We start from the raw sequence: 16,652 nt of genomic DNA on the forward strand, positions 1-16,652 counted from the left end.
TTAAGAGCACGCCGGCCGCCCTCCCCGAAAGGATGACGGCCGGCGGGGCGTGGACGTGGGTCAGTGCGCGACGGCCTTCTCGGCGCCGACGCCGGTGAGCGCCCGCACCTCCATCTCCGCGTACTTCTCCTCGTCCTGCTCCTTCGACAGCACCGTGCCGAGGTAGCCGAGCAGGAACGCCACCGGGATCGACACGATGCCCGGGTTGGACAGCGGGAACAGGTCGAAGTCGGCGTTCGGGAACATCGACGTCGGCTTGCCCGAGACCGCCGGCGACAGGACGATCAGGGTGATCGTCACCACGAGGCCGCCGTAGATGCTCCACAGCGCGCCGGAGGTGTTGAACCGCTTCCAGAACAGCGAGTAGAGGATGGTCGGCAGGTTCGCCGACGCCGCCACCGCGAACGCCAGGGCCACCAGGAACGCGATGTTCTGGCCGTTGGCCGCGATGCCGCCGAGGATCGACACGATGCCGATCACGATCGCCGTGCGGCGCGCGACCTTGACCTCGGCCTCCTCGTCCGCCTTGTCCTTGACCGCGCCCTCGTGGCCGTTCTTGCGGATGATGTTGGCGTAGATGTCGTGCGCGAACGACGCCGACGCGGTGATCGTCAGACCCGCCACCACGGCGAGGATCGTCGCGAACGCGACCGCCGCGATCAGGCCCAGCAGCAGCGGGCCGCCGAGCGCCTCGGCGAGCAGCGGAGCCGCCGAGTTCGCCCCACCGGGCGCCGCCCGGATCTTGTCGGGGCCGACCAGGGCCGCCGCGCCGTAGCCCAGGACGAGGGTGAACAGGTAGAACAGGCCGATCAGCCAGATCGCCCAGACCACCGAGCGGCGCGCTTCCTTCGCGGTCGGCACGGTGTAGAAGCGCATCAGGATGTGCGGCAGGCCGGCCGTGCCGAGCACCAGCGCGAGGGCCAGCGACAGGAAGTCCAGCTTCGAGGTGCCGGTCGCGCCGTACTGGAGGCCCGGGCCGAGCAGCTTCTCGCCGGCCTTCGGCGCGTTGTCCACGGCCGCGCCGAGCAGGGCGGACAGGTTCAGGCCGAACTTGCCGAGCACCCACAGCGTCATCACGCCGGCGCCGACGATCAGCAGCACCGCCTTGATGATCTGCACCCAGGTGGTGCCCTTCATGCCGCCGATGAGGACGTAGGCGATCATCAGGGCGCCGACGATCGCGATCACGATCGCCTGGCCGAGCTTGCCGGTGATGCCGAGCAGCAGGGCGACCAGGCCGCCCGCGCCCGCCATCTGGGCCAGCAGGTAGAAGAACGACACGGCCATGGTCGACGTCGCCGCGGCGGCGCGCACCGGGCGCTGGCGCATCCGGAAGCTGAGGACGTCGCCCATCGTGTACTTGCCGGTGTTGCGCAGCAGCTCGGCGACCAGCAGCAGGGCGACCAGCCACGCGACCAGGAAGCCGATGGAGTACAGGAAGCCGTCGTAGCCGTTGAGCGCGATCGCGCCCGCGATGCCCAGGAAGGACGCGGCGGACAGGTAGTCGCCCGCGATCGCCACGCCGTTCTGGGGGCCGGTGAACGCGCGGCCGGCGGCCAGGTAGTCGGCGGCCGTCTTCGTGTTGCGGCTGGCGCGGATGACGACGACCAGGGTGGCGACGACGAAGAGAGCGAAGATGCCGATGTTGAGCAGGGCGTTCTGGCTCACGGGCGACCCCCTTCCAGTTCGTTGCGGATCTTCTCCGCCGTGGGGTCGAGGTTCTTGTTGGCGTGCCGGACGTAGAGCGTGGTGATCGCGAACGTCGACACGAACTGGAGCAGGCCGAGGATCAGGCCCACGTTGATGTTGCCGAGGACCTTCGTCGACATGAAGCCGTGGGCGTAGTCGGCGAGCAGTACGTAGAGCAGGTACCAGGCCAGGAAGAGGCCGGCCATCGGGAACACGAAGTTGCGCAGCCGGCGGCGGAGCTGCCGGAAGTCCTCGCTGGCCTGCACCTCCGCCCAGTTGTGAGCGCCGTTGGTGTCGGCGGGGTTGTGCTGCTCAGAGGTGCTCACGGTCCCCTCCTCGCGTGCTTGACGACGGTGTGAACGGCACGTAAGCCTCCTGGTCCGTTCCTGGTTCGCCGTGCACCGTAGGGAGACGTGGGTCACGCCTGAAAGACCTTGGGCGCGGACTTGCGCTCAACAGTCGAGTGATGCGATGAGCGGTAGTGATGCCGAGACGAACTGCCACTCGGGTGATCGAAATCACCGGTAACCGGATAGGTGGGTCTTTCTTCACCCGTTCGAGATCAAAGCCCGATCAGCCGGTGACCGGCAATGAAGGGCTCGGCACGGGTCGCGCCGGCGGTCAGAACGCGTTGCCCCGGGCCACCCGGGCGGCCTCGCTGAGCGTCGGGCCCTCGCCGGACACCCAGCCGGCCGACCCGCAGTTCAGCGTCACCCGGTAGCCGGCGGCCACGGCGACGTTGCCGACCGTGGTGCAGACCCGGCCCGTGGCCAGCGCGTTGATCGCCAGCACCCGCGACTCGGACGCCGCGTCGGTGAGGGTCGTGCCGACCGCGAGGACCGAGAGGGAACCGGTGAGCGTGCGGCACCCCAGGTCGGTCTGGTAGCCGCCCGCGGTGGCGAGGCTCGCCCTGCTGCCGCACGGCCGCCCGCTCGCCAGCGCGTCCACGGCCAGGGCGCGGGCGAAGGACGCCGCCTCGGTGAGCGTGGTGCCGCGGCCGATGAGCCGGTCCAGGCCGGTGCACTCGATCGTGGCCAGGTAGCCGCCGGGCGTGGTGTTGCTCGCCACGGTGCTGCACACCTTCCCGTGCGCCATCGCGTCGGTGGCCTGGAGGTGCGCCAGGTAGGCGGCGTCGGTGAGGGTCGTGCCCCTGCCGAACACCCACGGCAGCCCGCCGCACTCGACCACGGCGAGGTAGCCGCCGGTGGTGGTGTTGACCGCGCCCGTCGTGCAGGCGCGACCCGTGGCGGCCGAGGTGTTGGCCAGGGCCCGCGCCCTCGCGTCGGCGTCGGCGGCCGTCGTGCCCGCGCCGCTGACGTAGCCCACGCCGGGGCAGTTCAGCAGCACCCGGTAGCCGCCGGTCGTGGCGACCGGGACGCCCGTGCCGCAGGTGACCGCGGCCCGCGGGGCCCCCGCCGGGGCCGGGGCCGCCACCGCCGGAGCCGTGATCATCGCCGCCGCGGCCACTGCCGCCACCAGCGCGCACACCGGTTTCCGCACGTCGCACCCCGTCCCGTCGATCCGCCACGACGAGTGTGCCGGGCGGCCGGGCGCCGGGGACAGGCCGGCGTCGACGAACCTGCGGGGTGCCGCCGACCTCAGTGGTGGGTCCCGTCGCGGTGCTTGCCCTCCTCCAGCCGGGTCCGCTCCTCCGCCGTGCCGAAGCGCTGCACGTCGCGGTCCCGCATGAAGCCCAGCGGGTCCGGCGCGTGGAACCGCAGCAGGATCTGGTTCACGTCCTCCGGCCGCCGCCGCGCCGTCAGCTTGCTGATCATCACCATGGCCAGGAACGCCACCGGCACGGTCACCAGCGCCGGCTGCGAGAGCAGCGACGGCGCCCAGTCGCCCGTGTACGAGCTGATCACGGTCACCACCTGCGAGCCGATCACCAGCCCGCCGCCGACGACCATGCCCGACAGCGCGCCCACCCACGTCAGCCCGCGCCACCAGATGCCCAGCAGCAGCAGCGGGCAGAACGTGGACGCCGCCAGCGCGAACGACATCGCCACCGTCAGCGACGCGTCCGACCTGGGCAGCAGCAGCGCCAACCCGATCGCGACCGCCCCGGTCAGCACCGTCGCCCACCGGAAGTCGCGCACCTTGCCCGGCAGGATGTCCGTCGACACCACCCCGGCGACCGACACCACCAGCCCCGACGACGTGGACAGGAACGCCGCGAACGCGCCCGCCGCCACGATCGCGCCCAGCACCTGGCCCAGCGCGTTCGGCTGCATGGTCGTCGGCAGCAGCAGCACCGCCGCGTCCGTCTTGCCGGTCACCAGCAGCTGCGGCAGGTACTGGCGGGAGATCACCCCGAGCACCGTCGGGAACAGGTAGAACAGCCCCAGCAGGTACAGCACGTGCAGCGCGGTCCGCCGCGCCGCCCGGCCGTCCGGGTTGGTGTAGAACCGCACCAGCACGTGCGGCAGCCCCATGGTCCCCAGGAACGTCGCGAAGATCAGCGAGTACGTCTCGAACAGGCCCGTCCAGCCCGTGGCCTGCGGCCGCAGCCAGTCGGTGTTCTCGGCGGGCGAGCCCTCGACCACCGGCACCGGCGAACCGGCCGTGAACCGCAGCTCGGTGTCCGCGCCGACCTCGTACGCGCCGGGCGTCCAGTACACCTCGCCGTCGGCCCGCGCGCCGTCGACCTCGCCGGTGGCGGACAGCTCCAGCGCCTGCTCCACGCGCACCCGGACAGGGTCGACCGTGGTCACCGCGACGTCCTCGTGGAACCGCAGCACGCCGTCCTCGTCGACCGACTGCGCGCCGTTGCCCGGCCCGCTCAGGAACAGCGTGAACAGCACGAACGTGGGCGCGGCGATGGCGAACAGCTTGCCCCAGTACTGGAACGCCTGCACCAGCGTGATCGCCCGCATCCCGCCGCCGAGGACGTTGACGACCACGATCGCCGTCACCAGCGCGCCGCCGAGCCACACGGGCAGGCCGGTGATCGTGTTGAGGGTCAGCCCGGCGGACTGGAGCTGCGGCACCAGGTACAGCACGCCGATGCAGATCACGAAGAACGTGCAGAACTTGCGCAGCCGCAACGAACCCAGCCGCACCTCGGCGAAGTCCGGCAGCGTGTACGCGCCCGAGCGGCGCAGCGGCGCGGCGACGAACAGCATCATCGCCAGGTAGCCGGCGGTGAAGCCGATCGGGTACCACAGGGCGTCGATGCCGTCCTTGAGCACGAGCCCGGCGACGCCGAGGAACGACGCGGCGGACAGGTACTCGCCGGAGATCGCGGCGGCGTTGCGGGTGGCGGGCACGGCGCGGCGCGCCACCAGGAAGTCCGGGGTGGTGTTGGCCCGGCGGGAGCCGACGTAGCCGAGCAGGAAGGTCAGCGCCGCCACCACGACGACCAGGACCAGGCTCCACGCGTTCTGGATCACCGGTCCACCGAGTTCACGAAGTCCTGCTCGTGCCGTTCGGCGAGCCTGCGGTAGACGTAGCCCACGCCGTAGCACAGCGGGAACGGCAGCAGGCCCAGCAGCAGCCACGGCAGCCGCACGCCCAACCACTGCACGTCCGACAGCACGGGGAACGAGTAGAACACCACGGGCATCAGCGCCAGGAACGCCAGCGTGCCGCCGCCCAGCGCCAGGCCGGTGCGCAACTGCTGCCGGATGAGGTCGCGGATCAGCTTCTCGCCGACGCTGGTCTGCTCCTCCAGCTCGATGATCGTGCGCAGCACCCGGCCTCGCCCGCGCGGGTCGGCGAGCACGACGCGCCGGCGGCGGTTCTTGCGCAGCGGTGTCGACTGCGGCGTGTCCCGCGCCGCCGGCTGCGGCTGGTCCGGTTGGCCTGGCGGGCCTGAGTGCCTGCTCATCACCAACCGCTCTTGGGCGGCCGCACGATCCGTTCCTTCAGCTCCCGCGTGTGCCGCCGGCTGACCGGCAGCTCCTTGGCGCCCTCGCCCGAGCCGATGACCACCGCGTACCCGTTCGACGTCATCCGCAGCTCGGTCACCAGCGGCAGCGCGACCAGGAACGAGCGGTGGATGCGCACGAACCCGGCGCTGCCCCAGCGCTCCTCCAGCTGCGCCAGGGGGATGCGCACGAGGTGGCTGGCGCCGTCGCCGGTGTGCAGGCGGGCGTAGTCGCCCTGCGCCTCCACGTAGCGGACGGTGGCCCGGGGCACCAGCTTGATCGTGCCGCCCAGCTCGACCGGGATGACCTCGTCGTCCTGCGGCTCGGCGGCGAGCGGCTCGGGGCTGAGGGCGGGCGTCGCCGCCACGCGCTCGACGACGCGCGAGATCGCCTTGTTCACCCGGTCCTCGTTGATCGGCTTGGTCACGAAGTCCAGCGCGCCCACCTCGAAGGCCACCACGGCCTCCGAGTGCTCGACGCCCGTGACGAACACCAGCGCCGGCGGCGCGCGGAACGCGCCGAGGACGCGCGCGAGGTCCGTGCCGCTCAAGCCGGGCATGTTGATGTCCGCGAACACCGCGTCGACCGGCGGCAGGCCGGCGTTCTGGCGGTCCATCACCTCGGGGTCGTAGTCGCCCCGGAGGATGCGCAGGGCCTCCGCCGCGTCGAAGGCCGTGAGGACCCGCCGGATGTGCGGGCTGCTCTCCAGCAGGTACTTGATCTCGGACAGGCCCGGTGCCTCGTCGTCCACCGCCAGAACGAGGAGGCCGGCGTTGTCGCTGGGGTTCTTCGGTGTACTCACTGTGCCGCGCATCTTGCCCACCGAGCGGGGTCGCTGTCTACGCCGGCGCCCGGACCGCGCCGGGCCCGTGACCTCACAAGCCGAATCGCGACCAGCGCGCCCGCTCCTCCAGCGCCGCCAACCCCTCCAGCACGAGATCGCCCGATCGGGTGGTTGCGCCGGCGAGGCCGAGGCGGGCCAGGAAGGGGCGGCGCGGTTCGGCGACGGAGATCTCGGCGTCCGGGTAGCGCTGCGCGACCACGCCGCGCAGGGTGCCGATGCCGTCGACCAGGCCGAGTTCGACGGCCTTCGCGCCGGTCCACACCTCGCCGTTGAACAGCTCGTCGTCACCCGCCTTGAGCTTGGTCCCGCGCCGCTCCTTGACCCACGCCGCGAACTGCTCGTGCAGCTGCTCCTGGAGGCCCTTGAGCCACTCGACGTCCTCGGCCTTCTCCGGCCGGAACGGGTCGAGGCGCACCTTGTTCTCGCCCGCGGTGTAGACGCGGCGCTCGACGCCGAAGCGCTCGATCAGGCCGTTGAGGCCGAACCCGGCGCTGACCACGCCGATCGAGCCGACCAGGGACGTGCCGTGGGCGTAGATCTCGTCGCCCGCGCACGCCAGCCAGTAGCCGCCGGAGGCCGCGAGGTCCTCGCAGAACGCCAGCACGGGCACCCGCTTCTTCGCCGCCAGCTCCCGGACGCGGTCGGCGACCAGCGCGGACTGGGTGGGCGCGCCGCCCGGCGAGTTGATCAGCAGGGCGACCGCGACCAGGCGGTCGTGCTCGAACGCGCGGGTCAGCGCGGTCTCGACGTTCTGCAGGTTGATCGTGTTGCGGGCCATCGGGCTGGGCGTCGGGGTGATCACCCCGTGCAGGCGGACGGCGGCGACCACCGGGCCGCGCTCGGTCCGCTCGCTGACGATCCGGGGCAGCCGGGCAGCGATCTTGTCCGTCACGCTCATGCCCACGACCTTACGGGTGCCCAGTGGATCAGCGCGCCCGGAACCGCCGGGGACGGGGCTAACATCGGCCGGTGACGTTCAACCCGATCCGGTGGCTCGAACGCTACGTCGAGTGGTGGGACGACCGGGGGCGCCAGAACGCCGACGGCCCGAGCCCGATGCACGTCTACTGGATGTGGGTCACGTGGTCGTTGTGCGCGGTGATGGTGGTCGCGGTGCTGGCCGTGGCCGCCGCCTGACCGCGGCCCGGGACCTCACGCGCGGACCGCGGCCTGCTCGGCGGTGTCCTCCAGCCTCGGCGGCACCAGCGGCAGGTTGGTCTGCACGCCCCGGCTGTACTTGGGGATCTTCAGGATGATCTTCATGCCGGCGTCCGGCGCGGTCTCCACGACCAGCGCGTAGTCGTCGCCGAACACCGCCCGCATCCGGTGGTTGATGTTGCCCAGGCCGACGTGCGCCCCGGTCTGGTGGGCGTCCTTCAGGTCCTCGAACAGGCGGTCCGGGTCCATGCCGACGCCGTCGTCCTCGACCGAGATCAGCGCCTCCGCGCCGTTGTCCTCGGCGATGATGGTGAGCAGCCCGCCGCCGGGCTTCTTGGCCAGGCCGTGTCGGACGGCGTTCTCCACCAGCGGCTGGAGCACCAGGAACGGCAGCACGACCTGGAGCACCTCGGGCGCGATCTTCAGCCGCACGTTGAGCCGCGACCCGTACCGCGCCTGCTCGATGGTCAGGTAGCGGTGGATGTTGGTCAGCTCGTCGGCGAGCGTGGTGAAGAACCCGTCGGTGCGGAAGGAGTAGCGGGTGAACTCGGCGAACTCCTGGAGCAGCTCGCGGGCGTGCTTGGGGTCGGTGCGGATCAGCGACGAGATGGTGTTCAGCGCGTTGTAGACGAAGTGCGGTGAGATCTGCGCCCGCAGCGCCTTCACCTCGGCCTGCGCCAGCGCCTGCCGGGACTTCTGGAGCACCTCCAGCTCCAGCTGCGTCGACACGAACCGCGCGGTCTCCTCGGCCATCCGGATCTGCCGCTTGTTCGGCACGCCGCTGACCACGATCAACGTGCCCGCGACGTCGTTCTCCACCTCCAGCGGCACGATCACCGCGGTGTGCAGCAGGCACGGGCCGGGCAGCTCGCAGTCCAGCTTGCGGTGCTCGACGTGCTCCTTGTGGCCGCCGCCGATCGCGTGCTCGATGAACGGGCGCAGGAACTCGTAGTGGTCGTTCGCCTCCCCGTCCCAGGACAGCAGCGTGCCCTCGGCGTCGGTGATGCCGACCGCGACGCAGCGCAGCATCTCCCGCAGGTGGGGGGTGGCCTTGTTCGCGGCGTCCTCGGTCAGGCCCTCGCGCAGGTCGGCCGACGCCTTGGACATCCGGTGCAGCATGTCCATCACGGCGTCCTCGACGGACGTGCTCACCCGCCGGGCACGGCACAGCATCACGAACAGGCCGAGGACGGCCAAGGTCGCGATGAGCCCGAGGACGGCGCGCTCGGTCAGGAGGTCACGCACGGCGTCCATGCTGTGCCGTTGGGGGGTCGCTAGGCAAGGGCGGGCGGGGCCGTCGGGCCGCGCAACCGGCGATTTGGCGACGAGAGTGACGCAGCGTATACCCGATCGGGTGATGACCGGCGGTCCGCTCAACTGAAAGTGGGCGCGACCCCGTGGGGTCGCGCCCGTGGCCCCTCAGCGGTCCGCCACCGCTCGCGGCCGACTACCTCGTCGTCGTCGTGGTGGTCGTCGTGGTGGTCGGGTCCTCATCGCACCTGAGGTCGATGAGGACGTCATCCAGGTCGACGCCCTCCAGCTGGTCCAACTCCTCCAGCATGCGGCAGATGATCGCGCGGGTCTCGTCGGGCTCCCGCAGCTCCCGAGGCTCCTCGTCGGGCGTGGCCAGGGCCACGCTCGTCAGGGTCGTCACCCCGACCGCGATACCGGCCAGCGCGGCGGCGATGCGCTTGTTCACAGCTCCTCCAGTGGTCGTGTGGACACCGGAGGAGTTCCCCCGACCGGCCGCGCGGAGCGCGTCCCGGCCAAGCGCACCCGGTCGGGTGACCTACTTGAGCAGCCTCGACAGGCGCCTGTCGGCCAGCGGCCGGCCGCCCGTCTGGCACGTCGCGCAGTACTGGAAAGCCTTGTCCGCGAAGGAGACCTCGCGCACCGCGTCACCGCACACCGGGCACGGCAGACCGGTCCGGCCGTGCACCCGCAGGCCCGACCGCTTCTCACCCTTCAGGGTCGCCGCCGACTGCCCCACCGACCGCGCCACGGCGTCGGCCAGCACGGTCGTGACCGCCTCGTGCAGCCGGTCCAGGGCGTCCCCGGTCAACTTGCCCGCGGTCGCGTACGGCGACAGCCGGGCCACGTGCATGATCTCGTCGGAGTAGGCGTTGCCGATGCCCGCGAGCACGGTCTGGTCGGTCAGCGCGGTCTTGAGCCGCTCGGTCCGGCCGGCGAACAGGTCCTCCAGCCGCGCGCGGGTCACCGACAGCGCGTCCGGGCCCAGGCGCGCGATGCCCGGCACCTCCGCCGGGTCGCGCACCACCCAGGCGGCCAGGCCCTTCTTGGTGCCCGCCTCGGTCAGGTCGAACCCGGGCCCCTGCCCCGGCGGTCCCAGGTGCACGCGCAGCGCCAGCGGCCCCCGGCCGGGCTTCGGCGGCGCGACCGACAGGGTGGTGAGCCAGCGCAGCCACCCGGCGCGGGCCAGGTGCACCACCAGGTGCAGGCCGTCGCAGTCGAGGTCCAGGTGCTTGCCGAACCGGCCCGCGCCCGTCACCTCCCGGCCCTGGAGGTCGGTCCACGGCGGCGCGACCGTCTTCAGCACCTGCAACGACGCGACGTCCACCCGGTGCACGCGGAGACCGACCGCGTGCTCGCGCAGGTGGTGGGCGAGCGCCTCGACCTCGGGCAGTTCCGGCATCGGACCAGTGTCGCCCGCGAACGGCGATCAGTCGACCACGCCGGCCTGAGCGCTAGTCGACGGGCTGGAGCGGGCCGTCCAGGTCGGGCAGCGAGTACATCTCGATCTTGCGGGCGACGTTGCGCACCTCGTCCCGGACGGTCAGGAACCCGCGCACGGTGCCGACCCACCGCTCCGGCGGCAGCTCCTCGGTCTTCTTCGACTCCGCCGCCACCACCCACGGCCGCCGCACCACCCAGCGCACCGGGAAGAACAGGAAGACCAGCACCAGGGCGACCACCAGCCAGGCGGGCACGACGACGTCCGCCGGCGTCCACGCCACCAGCACCACGGCCATCACGACCACGAAGGACAGCATCAGCACGCCCGGTCCGGCGCCGCCGCTCACGTCGTGCTCGAAATCCGCGTCGGCCGCCGGGTTGCGCCACTGCACCTGGCTGCGCACCGTCCACATCCGGCCGTCCGCGCCGCGCACCAGCCGCGTCATCACCGTCTCCCTCAAGGCGTCGAGCGATCACCGAGCGTGTTCCACGCTACCGGCAAAGTCTTGCACCTCGCGGGTGAAAACCCGCAGTTACGCGGGTTCCAGCCGACCCGGCGTCGTCCGGCCCGGCCCGGGGGCCGACCCGGCCTCGACGGGGTCGGGCCCGGTGGGGGCGGACTCGGCGGGTTCCGGCCCGGTGGGTCCCTGCTCCGCGGGTCCCGGCTTCGTGGGTTCCGGCTTCGTCGGTTCCGGCCCGGCGGGGTCGGTGGTGGTCGGGCCGCTCGACGTGCCGGTGGTGGTGGACGCGGACTGGACGGGCTCGCTCCTGGTGGTCCCCACCGACGTGGTGCCCGTCGACGTGGTGCCCAGCGGCGCCGGGTCGGACGGGTCGGTGGCGGACGCGGCTCCGGACGCGCCGGTGACCGGCACCGACCGCTCGCCGGCGGGCGGGGTGGCCCCGCCGTCGACCAGGAGCACCGGGGGCGCGCCGTCGGACGTGGTCGTCGGCGCGGGCCCGGTCGGCCGCACCGCCCGCGCCGGGGTGCCGACGTGCACGGCCCGCTTCGCGGCGGCGGGCGAGGGCTCGCTGGTCGCCGTGCCGGTCGCGGTCACCTCGGGCGAGCACAGGGCCAGCACGTTCTCGCCGGGCGCGCCGTCCGGGCCGGGCTGGAGCAGCGCGGGGCCGGGCGCGCCGGTGAACGTGCCCGCCAGCACCCCGAACAGCCCGACCGCGGCGGCCGACGCGGCGGCGGCCAGCACCAGCTTCACCCGGCCGGTCAGCACCGCCGCCTTGCCCAGCACCGCGGGCGCGAACAGCCCCACCGCGGCCACCGGCACGGCGATGGCCGCTGCGTGGGCCCGCAGCGTCGAGCACACCTCGGTCAGCTCGGCGTGCAGGGAGTTGCAGGACGAGCAGGTCTGGAGGTGCTTGCGGATGCGCCGCTGCTCGGCGCCCTGCACGCCGCCCGCGACGTACGTGCCGAGCTTGGCCACCACCGAGCTGCACGCCCGCGGCCCGGTGTCCTCGGCCAGGTGCGCCTGGAGGTAGGCCGCGCGCAGGCCCTCCCGGGCGCGGCGGGCCAGCGCCGCCATCGCGTTGGGGCTCAGGCCGAAGCTCGGCGCGACCGCCGCCGGCCGCGCGCCCTCCACCTCGACCTGCCACAGCACCGTGCGCCACCGCTCCGGCAGGCTGGTGAACGCGCGGGAGATCAGGACGTGCTCCGGCCGGTTCGCGGTGGCGTCCGGGAACGGCTCGACGCGCTTGCTCAGCTCCTCGTCCTCCACCGGCACGTCGCGCCGCCGACCGCTCCACTCCCACGCCACCCGGCGCGCGACGGTCAGCAGGTAGGTGCGGACGTGGTCGGTCGGGCCGGCGCCCCGGCGGATCGCCTGGAGCACGCGGAAGAACGCCTCCGCGGTCAGGTCGTCGGCCTCGGCGTGTTCACGCACGTGCCGGAGGGCGAACCGACGAACGGCGTCGGCGTGGTGGGTGAACAGCTCGCCGAACGCGCTGTCGTCGCCGGCGCGGACCCTGGCGAGCAGTTCCCGGTCGAAATCGGCATCTCCGGCCATCTCGCCCGGCACCTCCCGCACGCCCAGTGGTCCGTTGGCCAAGATGCCACAACCGGTGGTGGCGCGTCCGAAGCGATAGCGACCCGATACCGAAGACCCCCCGGCCGGCGTGGGCCGTTCGGCCTACGCGGCACGCCTGCCTTTCGCAGATGACGCGCTCGCGTTCGGTGACGGGGCGGTCACGTCTGGGCGTCGGGTGGAGGGCGACCGCGCGGCGCGGCGCCGGGTGGCGGGTAACCTCCTGCCGCGTGGTCGACTGGCGCACGAGGGCTTCCGCCCTCTTCCCCGAACTGAGCGCCGTCGTGGAGCGGGAGTCGTGGTCGTGCCACGTCTTCCTGTCCGAGCTGTGGCAGCTCGCCCTGGAGGCGCACCGGGACGGCGACGACGAGGTGCTGCGCCGGGTCTACGAGTTCGCGCACTGGTGCTTCCGGCAGCCGGAGCGGTTCCTGTCGGACGCCTCGGTGGTCAGCTTCTACGAGCACGTGTTCGACGAGTGGGAGCTGCGGGACGAGGTCGCGCCGTGGCTGCCCGCCGAGGTCGTCGAGCGGGTCCGGCCGCTGTGGGAGTGGCGGTGGCCCAAGGAGCGGTTGACCGAGGTGGACCGCCTGCTGGCCGGTGCGGCACCCCCCGGTTCAACCCCCGTTTGAGGGATGGTCTATAGTTCTTCGTGTCAGGCGGATGTAGCGCAGTTGGTAGCGCATCACCTTGCCAAGGTGAGGGTCGCGAGTTCGAGTCTCGTCATCCGCTCTCGAAAGGCCCCGGTGCTCGCACCGGGGCCTTCTTCGTCGTTGATCACACCGGCGGCGGCGGGGCGACTCGACCACTAGGTTGGTGCCGAAGGGTTTCCCTCGTCGAAGACGGAGTTTCTGACATGGCCACCACCCGCAAGGCGACCACGCACTGGGAAGGCAACCTGCTGGAGGGCAAGGGCACCGTCGCCCTGGAGTCGTCGGGCATCGGCACCTACGACGTGAGCTGGCCCTCCCGCGCGGAGGAGGCCAACGGCAAGACCAGCCCCGAGGAGCTGATCGCGGCCGCGCACTCGTCCTGCTTCTCCATGGCGCTGTCGCACGGCCTGGCCCAGGCGGGCACCCCGCCGCAGACGGTCGACACGTCCGCCGAGGTGACGTTCCAGCCCGGCAAGGGCATCACCGGCATCCACCTGACCGTCACCGCGGTCGTGCCGGGCCTGGACGCGGACGGCTTCGCCGCCGCCGCCGAGAACGCCAAGAAGAACTGCCCGGTCAGCCAGGCGCTGGCGGGCACCGAGATCACGCTGACCGCCAACCTGGGCTGAGCGGCGTGCCGCTGGTACCGGCCTGATACCCGAAGTGTCGGGCCGGTGCCAGTTATCGCACTCGATTTGACCCGCTCGGGTGATGCCCGGTAGTCGTGGTGGATGCTCACCGAGTCGGGCGGCCCGGGGCGGCTCGCCCTGGGCGCGCTGGTCGGTTCGGCGCTCGCGGCCCTCGTCGGCTTCTCGACGGCCGCCGAGCCCGCGCCGTCGCGGTCCACCCCCTCCGACGTGGGGCACATCGTGGTGGTGAAGGGCCGCGACCAGCCGAGCCCCACCGCCGCCGCGCCGGTCACCGCGGCGTCGAGCACCTCCGGCACCGCGGGCGCCACCACGTCGTCCACGACGTCGGGGTCCTCGTCCCCGGCCGGCTCCGCGTCGTCCTCCGCCACTTCGGTGACGAGCACCACTCCGAGCATCCCCACGACGTCCCGCACGTCCACCACTCGGCCCACCACGACGACCAGGCCGACCACCACCTCGCGCAGACCGACCACCACGACCACCACGACGACGACCCGCAGGCCGTGCGGGCTGATCTTCTGCTGACCGTGCCGACCACCTGTCGATTGCCCACGAAAGGGTGACCAATCGTGCTTTGGCAAGATCGAGGCGTGACGTCCAGCCAGGTGCCCACCCAGCCCCAGCGAAGCAACGACACCCCCACCATGCGCATCCAGCCCGTGGTCGAGCCCGCGTGGCCGACCTCCGAGCCCATGACCGCGACGGACCTCACCCCCGTCGCGGCCGTCACCACCAAGCTGGAGCCGGTCGTCGTGCCGCCGGCCGGTCGGGGGGCGCCCGGCGTGCTGCCGGCCGTGCCCGAGCAGTCCGGGCCGACGCAAGCCGGGCAGGTGCAGTCCGGGCCAGTGCAGGCCGGACCGATGCAGTCCGCGACGGTGCCGCCGGGTGCTCCCGCGGGTTTCGGCGTCCCCGCCCCCGGCGCGCCCACCGCGTTCCTCACGCCCGTCGCGCCGCCCGCGGCCCCGGGCGCGCCCGCTCCCGGCGCCCTGGTGCCCGGCGCACCGGTGCCCGGCACCACGGCTCTCGGCGCACCGATGCCCGGCGCACCGATGCCCGGCGCACCGATGCCCGGCGCCGTGGCTCCCGGCGCACCGGCTCCCGGCGTCCCCGCGCCCGAGCAGGCCACCGCCGCCCTGCCCACCGCTCCCGCGGCACCCACCACGCCCGCCGCGCCCGCGGCACCGGCCGTGCCCGCCGCGAAGCCGACCGCGCCCGCCCAGCCGCGCAGCCGGTGGCGCCGCATCGCGCGCAAGATCGTCGGCCCCACGCTGCTCACGAAGAAGGGCTGACCCCCGGGGCCTACGCGGACCGGGCCTGGGCCGCGTAGAGCCCACCCGAGCGGAGCAGTTCGTCGTGGGAGCCGACCTCCGCGATCCGCCCGTCCTCCATCACCACGATGCGGTCGGCGTTGCGGATCGTGGACAGCCGGTGCGCCACGACGAACACCGTCCGCCCGCGCACCAGCCGGCCGAGCGCCTGCTGGACCAGCGCCTCGGACTTGTTGTCCAGCGCCGAGGTCGCCTCGTCCAGCACGAGCACGCGCGGGTCGCGGATGAGGGCCCGCGCGATCGCCAGCCGCTGCTTCTGCCCGCCCGACAGGCGTGCGCCGCGCTCGCCGACCACGGTGTCCAGGCCGTCCGGCAGCCGGTCGATGAACTCCAGCGCGTTGGCGTCGGCCAGGGCGCGGCGCAGCACGTCGTCGGGCACGTCCTCCAGGCCGTAGGCGACGTTGTCCCGGATCGTGCCCTCGAACAGGACCGACTCCTGCGGCACCACCGACACGAACCGGCGGTAGCTGCGCAGGTCCAGCTCCTCCATGTCGACGCCGTCGAGCAGGATCCGGCCCCCGGTCGGCCGGAGGAAGCCGATGACCAGGTTCAGCGCGGTCGACTTGCCCGCGCCGGACGCGCCGACCAGGGCGATCACCTCGCCGGGCCGCACGTCGAGGGTGAAGTCGCCGATGGAGTCGCGCGGCGCGTCGGGGTAGGCGTAGCGGACCCCCTCGAACCGGACGCCGCCCTCGACCGCGCGGACCTGCGCCTTGCCCTCGTTGTGCTCGACGTCGGGCGCCTCCAGCACCTCGCCGAGCGAGCGCACGGACTCCAGGCCCTTGCTGATCAGCGGGGTGAGGCTCATCAAGGTGGTGACCGCGCCGGTCAGCGAGGCGAAGTAGGCGCTGAGCATGACCACGTCACCGGGCGTCACGGCGAGCCAGCCGTGGTAGGCGGCCAGCGCCGCGCCCGCGAGGCAGCCGACGCCCAGGGCGTTGAGCAGGATCCAGGCCAGAGCGCCGAAGCGGACGTTCAGGCCGTCGAGCCTCATGCCCGCGTGGAAGACCTGGCGCAGCGTGCCGTCCATGCGGGTGAGGGCGGTGCGCTCCAGGCCGTGCGCGCGGGTGATCGGGATGAGCGTGGTCATCTCCCCGACCCGCGAGGACAGCCGCTCGACCTCCTGGCGGAACGACTCGTTGTACGCGCGCAACCGCCCGCGCAACCACATGACCAGCACCGACGCGGCGGGCACCACGAGCAGGAAGACCGGCAGGAACGCGGGCGCGCCGATCGAGATCACGACCAGCGCGCCGCTCAGCGTGGCCAGCGCCGACAGCCCCTGGTCGCCGACCTGCTGGGTGGAGGTCTCGATGCTCTCCACGTCCCGGATGACCTTGGTCTGGAGCACGCCCGCGCTGACCCGGGCGTGGTAGCCGATCGAGAGCTGCTGCATCCGGCGGCTGAGCGCCGACCGCATCCGCATCCCCGTGCGGCGGGCGCTGCCGTACCACCAGCGCGTGTAGAGGATGGCGAACGGGTAGTTGAGCGCCAGCATGAGCAGCAGCAGCCCCGCGCCGACCCACATGCCGGCGAGCGGCCGGTGCTCCACCACGACGTCGATCACGTGGGCGGTGATGACGGGGGTCAGCCAGGTGGGGCTGTGCTTGACGAAGAAGGCGGCGGCGCCGAGCGCGAGCCGGGTCCGGTCCTCGCGGTAGAGGTAGAGGAGCGTGTGGATGGGGTGCTCGCCGCGGTAGCGGTGGTCGAGGGGACCGTGGGACATGCGGGGCTCCT

Annotated in this window: 18 protein-coding genes and 1 tRNA gene; 6 read left to right on the plus strand and 13 right to left on the minus strand. The window is 72.6% G+C overall.

Features of this window, described 5'->3' with window-relative positions:
- Positions 1–60 precede the first annotated feature (60 nt).
- The 7 genes from ACFV4N_RS00415 to ACFV4N_RS00445 form a co-directional block, all read right to left on the minus strand.
- Positions 61–1,668 carry a monocarboxylic acid transporter gene (locus tag ACFV4N_RS00415; protein ID WP_499670323.1) on the minus strand — a complete coding sequence of 536 codons (1,608 nt, stop codon included), beginning with the start codon at positions 1,666–1,668 and terminating at the stop codon, positions 61–63.
- A complete protein-coding gene (locus tag ACFV4N_RS00420) occupies positions 1,665–2,015 on the minus strand; it encodes a DUF485 domain-containing protein (protein WP_499670324.1) in 351 nt (116 codons plus the stop codon). Before ACFV4N_RS00420 ends, ACFV4N_RS00415 begins: the two co-directional genes overlap by 4 nt.
- 295 nt (positions 2,016–2,310) lie before the next feature.
- Positions 2,311–3,189, minus strand: a complete 879-nt coding sequence (locus ACFV4N_RS00425) for a hypothetical protein (RefSeq protein WP_499670325.1) — start codon at positions 3,187–3,189, stop codon at positions 2,311–2,313.
- A 98-nt stretch (positions 3,190–3,287) separates the two neighbouring features.
- Positions 3,288–5,081: a sodium/solute symporter gene (locus ACFV4N_RS00430; protein WP_499670326.1), complete on the minus strand. Its 1,794-nt coding sequence runs from the start codon at positions 5,079–5,081 to the stop codon at positions 3,288–3,290.
- Positions 5,078–5,518 carry a hypothetical protein gene (locus ACFV4N_RS00435; RefSeq protein WP_499670327.1) on the minus strand — a complete coding sequence of 147 codons (441 nt, stop codon included), beginning with the start codon at positions 5,516–5,518 and terminating at the stop codon, positions 5,078–5,080. Before ACFV4N_RS00435 ends, ACFV4N_RS00430 begins: the two co-directional genes overlap by 4 nt.
- Complete coding sequence (locus tag ACFV4N_RS00440) at positions 5,518–6,372, minus strand: LytR/AlgR family response regulator transcription factor (RefSeq protein WP_499670328.1); 855 nt, start codon at positions 6,370–6,372, stop codon at positions 5,518–5,520. Before ACFV4N_RS00440 ends, ACFV4N_RS00435 begins: the two co-directional genes overlap by 1 nt.
- Positions 6,373–6,433: 61 nt before the next feature.
- Positions 6,434–7,300, minus strand: coding sequence for a S49 family peptidase (locus ACFV4N_RS00445; protein ID WP_499670329.1), 867 nt, complete (start codon positions 7,298–7,300; stop codon positions 6,434–6,436).
- A gap of 71 nt (positions 7,301–7,371) precedes the next feature.
- Between ACFV4N_RS00445 and ACFV4N_RS00450 the strand changes: the two genes are divergently transcribed.
- A complete protein-coding gene (locus ACFV4N_RS00450) occupies positions 7,372–7,539 on the plus strand; it encodes a hypothetical protein (RefSeq protein ID WP_499670330.1) in 168 nt (55 codons plus the stop codon).
- A 15-nt stretch (positions 7,540–7,554) separates the two neighbouring features.
- Here ACFV4N_RS00450 and ACFV4N_RS00455 read toward each other — a convergent pair whose 3' ends face one another.
- The 5 genes from ACFV4N_RS00455 to ACFV4N_RS00475 all read right to left on the minus strand — a co-directional run bounded on the left by ACFV4N_RS00455 (position 7,555) and on the right by ACFV4N_RS00475 (position 12,311).
- Positions 7,555–8,814: a sensor histidine kinase gene (locus ACFV4N_RS00455; RefSeq protein WP_499670331.1), complete on the minus strand. Its 1,260-nt coding sequence runs from the start codon at positions 8,812–8,814 to the stop codon at positions 7,555–7,557.
- 193 nt (positions 8,815–9,007) lie between these two features.
- Entirely contained in the window at positions 9,008–9,259 is a 252-nt protein-coding gene (locus ACFV4N_RS00460) for a hypothetical protein (RefSeq protein ID WP_499670332.1), read from the minus strand.
- A gap of 90 nt (positions 9,260–9,349) precedes the next feature.
- Positions 9,350–10,213 (minus strand): DNA-formamidopyrimidine glycosylase family protein, encoded by an 864-nt coding sequence (locus tag ACFV4N_RS00465; protein WP_499670333.1) that lies wholly within the window; start codon positions 10,211–10,213, stop codon positions 9,350–9,352.
- A gap of 52 nt (positions 10,214–10,265) precedes the next feature.
- Positions 10,266–10,700 (minus strand): DUF983 domain-containing protein, encoded by a 435-nt coding sequence (locus tag ACFV4N_RS00470; RefSeq protein ID WP_499670334.1) that lies wholly within the window; start codon positions 10,698–10,700, stop codon positions 10,266–10,268.
- Between the two features lie 87 nt (positions 10,701–10,787).
- Complete coding sequence (locus ACFV4N_RS00475) at positions 10,788–12,311, minus strand: sigma-70 family RNA polymerase sigma factor (protein WP_499670335.1); 1,524 nt, start codon at positions 12,309–12,311, stop codon at positions 10,788–10,790.
- Positions 12,312–12,517: 206 nt separating this feature from the next.
- On the opposite strand from ACFV4N_RS00475, the gene ACFV4N_RS00480 reads away from it, so the two are divergent.
- From ACFV4N_RS00480 to ACFV4N_RS00500, 5 genes are all read left to right on the plus strand, one after another.
- Positions 12,518–12,916, plus strand: a complete 399-nt coding sequence (locus ACFV4N_RS00480; protein ID WP_499670336.1) for a DUF7674 family protein — start codon at positions 12,518–12,520, stop codon at positions 12,914–12,916.
- Positions 12,917–12,943: 27 nt separating this feature from the next.
- Positions 12,944–13,016: transfer RNA gene (locus tag ACFV4N_RS00485), tRNA-Gly, on the plus strand.
- 124 nt (positions 13,017–13,140) lie between these two features.
- Positions 13,141–13,566, plus strand: coding sequence for an OsmC family protein (locus ACFV4N_RS00490; RefSeq protein WP_499670337.1), 426 nt, complete (start codon positions 13,141–13,143; stop codon positions 13,564–13,566).
- Positions 13,567–13,668: 102 nt separating this feature from the next.
- Positions 13,669–14,112, plus strand: a complete 444-nt coding sequence (locus ACFV4N_RS00495; protein WP_499670338.1) for a hypothetical protein — start codon at positions 13,669–13,671, stop codon at positions 14,110–14,112.
- A 65-nt stretch (positions 14,113–14,177) separates the two neighbouring features.
- Complete coding sequence (locus ACFV4N_RS00500; protein ID WP_499670339.1) at positions 14,178–14,876, plus strand: hypothetical protein; 699 nt, start codon at positions 14,178–14,180, stop codon at positions 14,874–14,876.
- Between the two features lie 10 nt (positions 14,877–14,886).
- Here the strand turns inward: ACFV4N_RS00500 and ACFV4N_RS00505 are convergent, their stop codons facing one another.
- Positions 14,887–16,641, minus strand: coding sequence for an ABC transporter ATP-binding protein (locus ACFV4N_RS00505; RefSeq protein WP_499670340.1), 1,755 nt, complete (start codon positions 16,639–16,641; stop codon positions 14,887–14,889).
- Between the last annotated feature and the right edge of the window lie 11 nt (positions 16,642–16,652).

Source organism: Actinosynnema sp. NPDC059797, from assembly GCF_042732085.1.
In the GTDB taxonomy this organism is placed as follows: domain Bacteria; phylum Actinomycetota; class Actinomycetes; order Mycobacteriales; family Pseudonocardiaceae; genus Actinosynnema.

What these genes read in the sequence shown, in the direction of transcription:
- ACFV4N_RS00465 (WP_499670333.1), bottom strand. Translation starts at nt 10,213, where the DNA reads ATGCCGGAACTGCCCGAGGTCGAGGCGCTCGCCCACCACCTGCGCGAG.
- ACFV4N_RS00455 (WP_499670331.1), bottom strand. Translation starts at nt 8,814, where the DNA reads ATGGACGCCGTGCGTGACCTCCTGACCGAGCGCGCCGTCCTCGGGCTC.
- ACFV4N_RS00445 (WP_499670329.1), bottom strand. Translation starts at nt 7,300, where the DNA reads ATGAGCGTGACGGACAAGATCGCTGCCCGGCTGCCCCGGATCGTCAGC.
- ACFV4N_RS00435 (WP_499670327.1), bottom strand. Translation starts at nt 5,518, where the DNA reads ATGAGCAGGCACTCAGGCCCGCCAGGCCAACCGGACCAGCCGCAGCCG.
- ACFV4N_RS00495 (WP_499670338.1), top strand. Translation starts at nt 13,669, where the DNA reads ATGCTCACCGAGTCGGGCGGCCCGGGGCGGCTCGCCCTGGGCGCGCTG.
- ACFV4N_RS00470 (WP_499670334.1), bottom strand. Translation starts at nt 10,700, where the DNA reads ATGACGCGGCTGGTGCGCGGCGCGGACGGCCGGATGTGGACGGTGCGC.
- ACFV4N_RS00440 (WP_499670328.1), bottom strand. Translation starts at nt 6,372, where the DNA reads ATGCGCGGCACAGTGAGTACACCGAAGAACCCCAGCGACAACGCCGGC.
- ACFV4N_RS00505 (WP_499670340.1), bottom strand. Translation starts at nt 16,641, where the DNA reads ATGTCCCACGGTCCCCTCGACCACCGCTACCGCGGCGAGCACCCCATC.
- ACFV4N_RS00490 (WP_499670337.1), top strand. Translation starts at nt 13,141, where the DNA reads ATGGCCACCACCCGCAAGGCGACCACGCACTGGGAAGGCAACCTGCTG.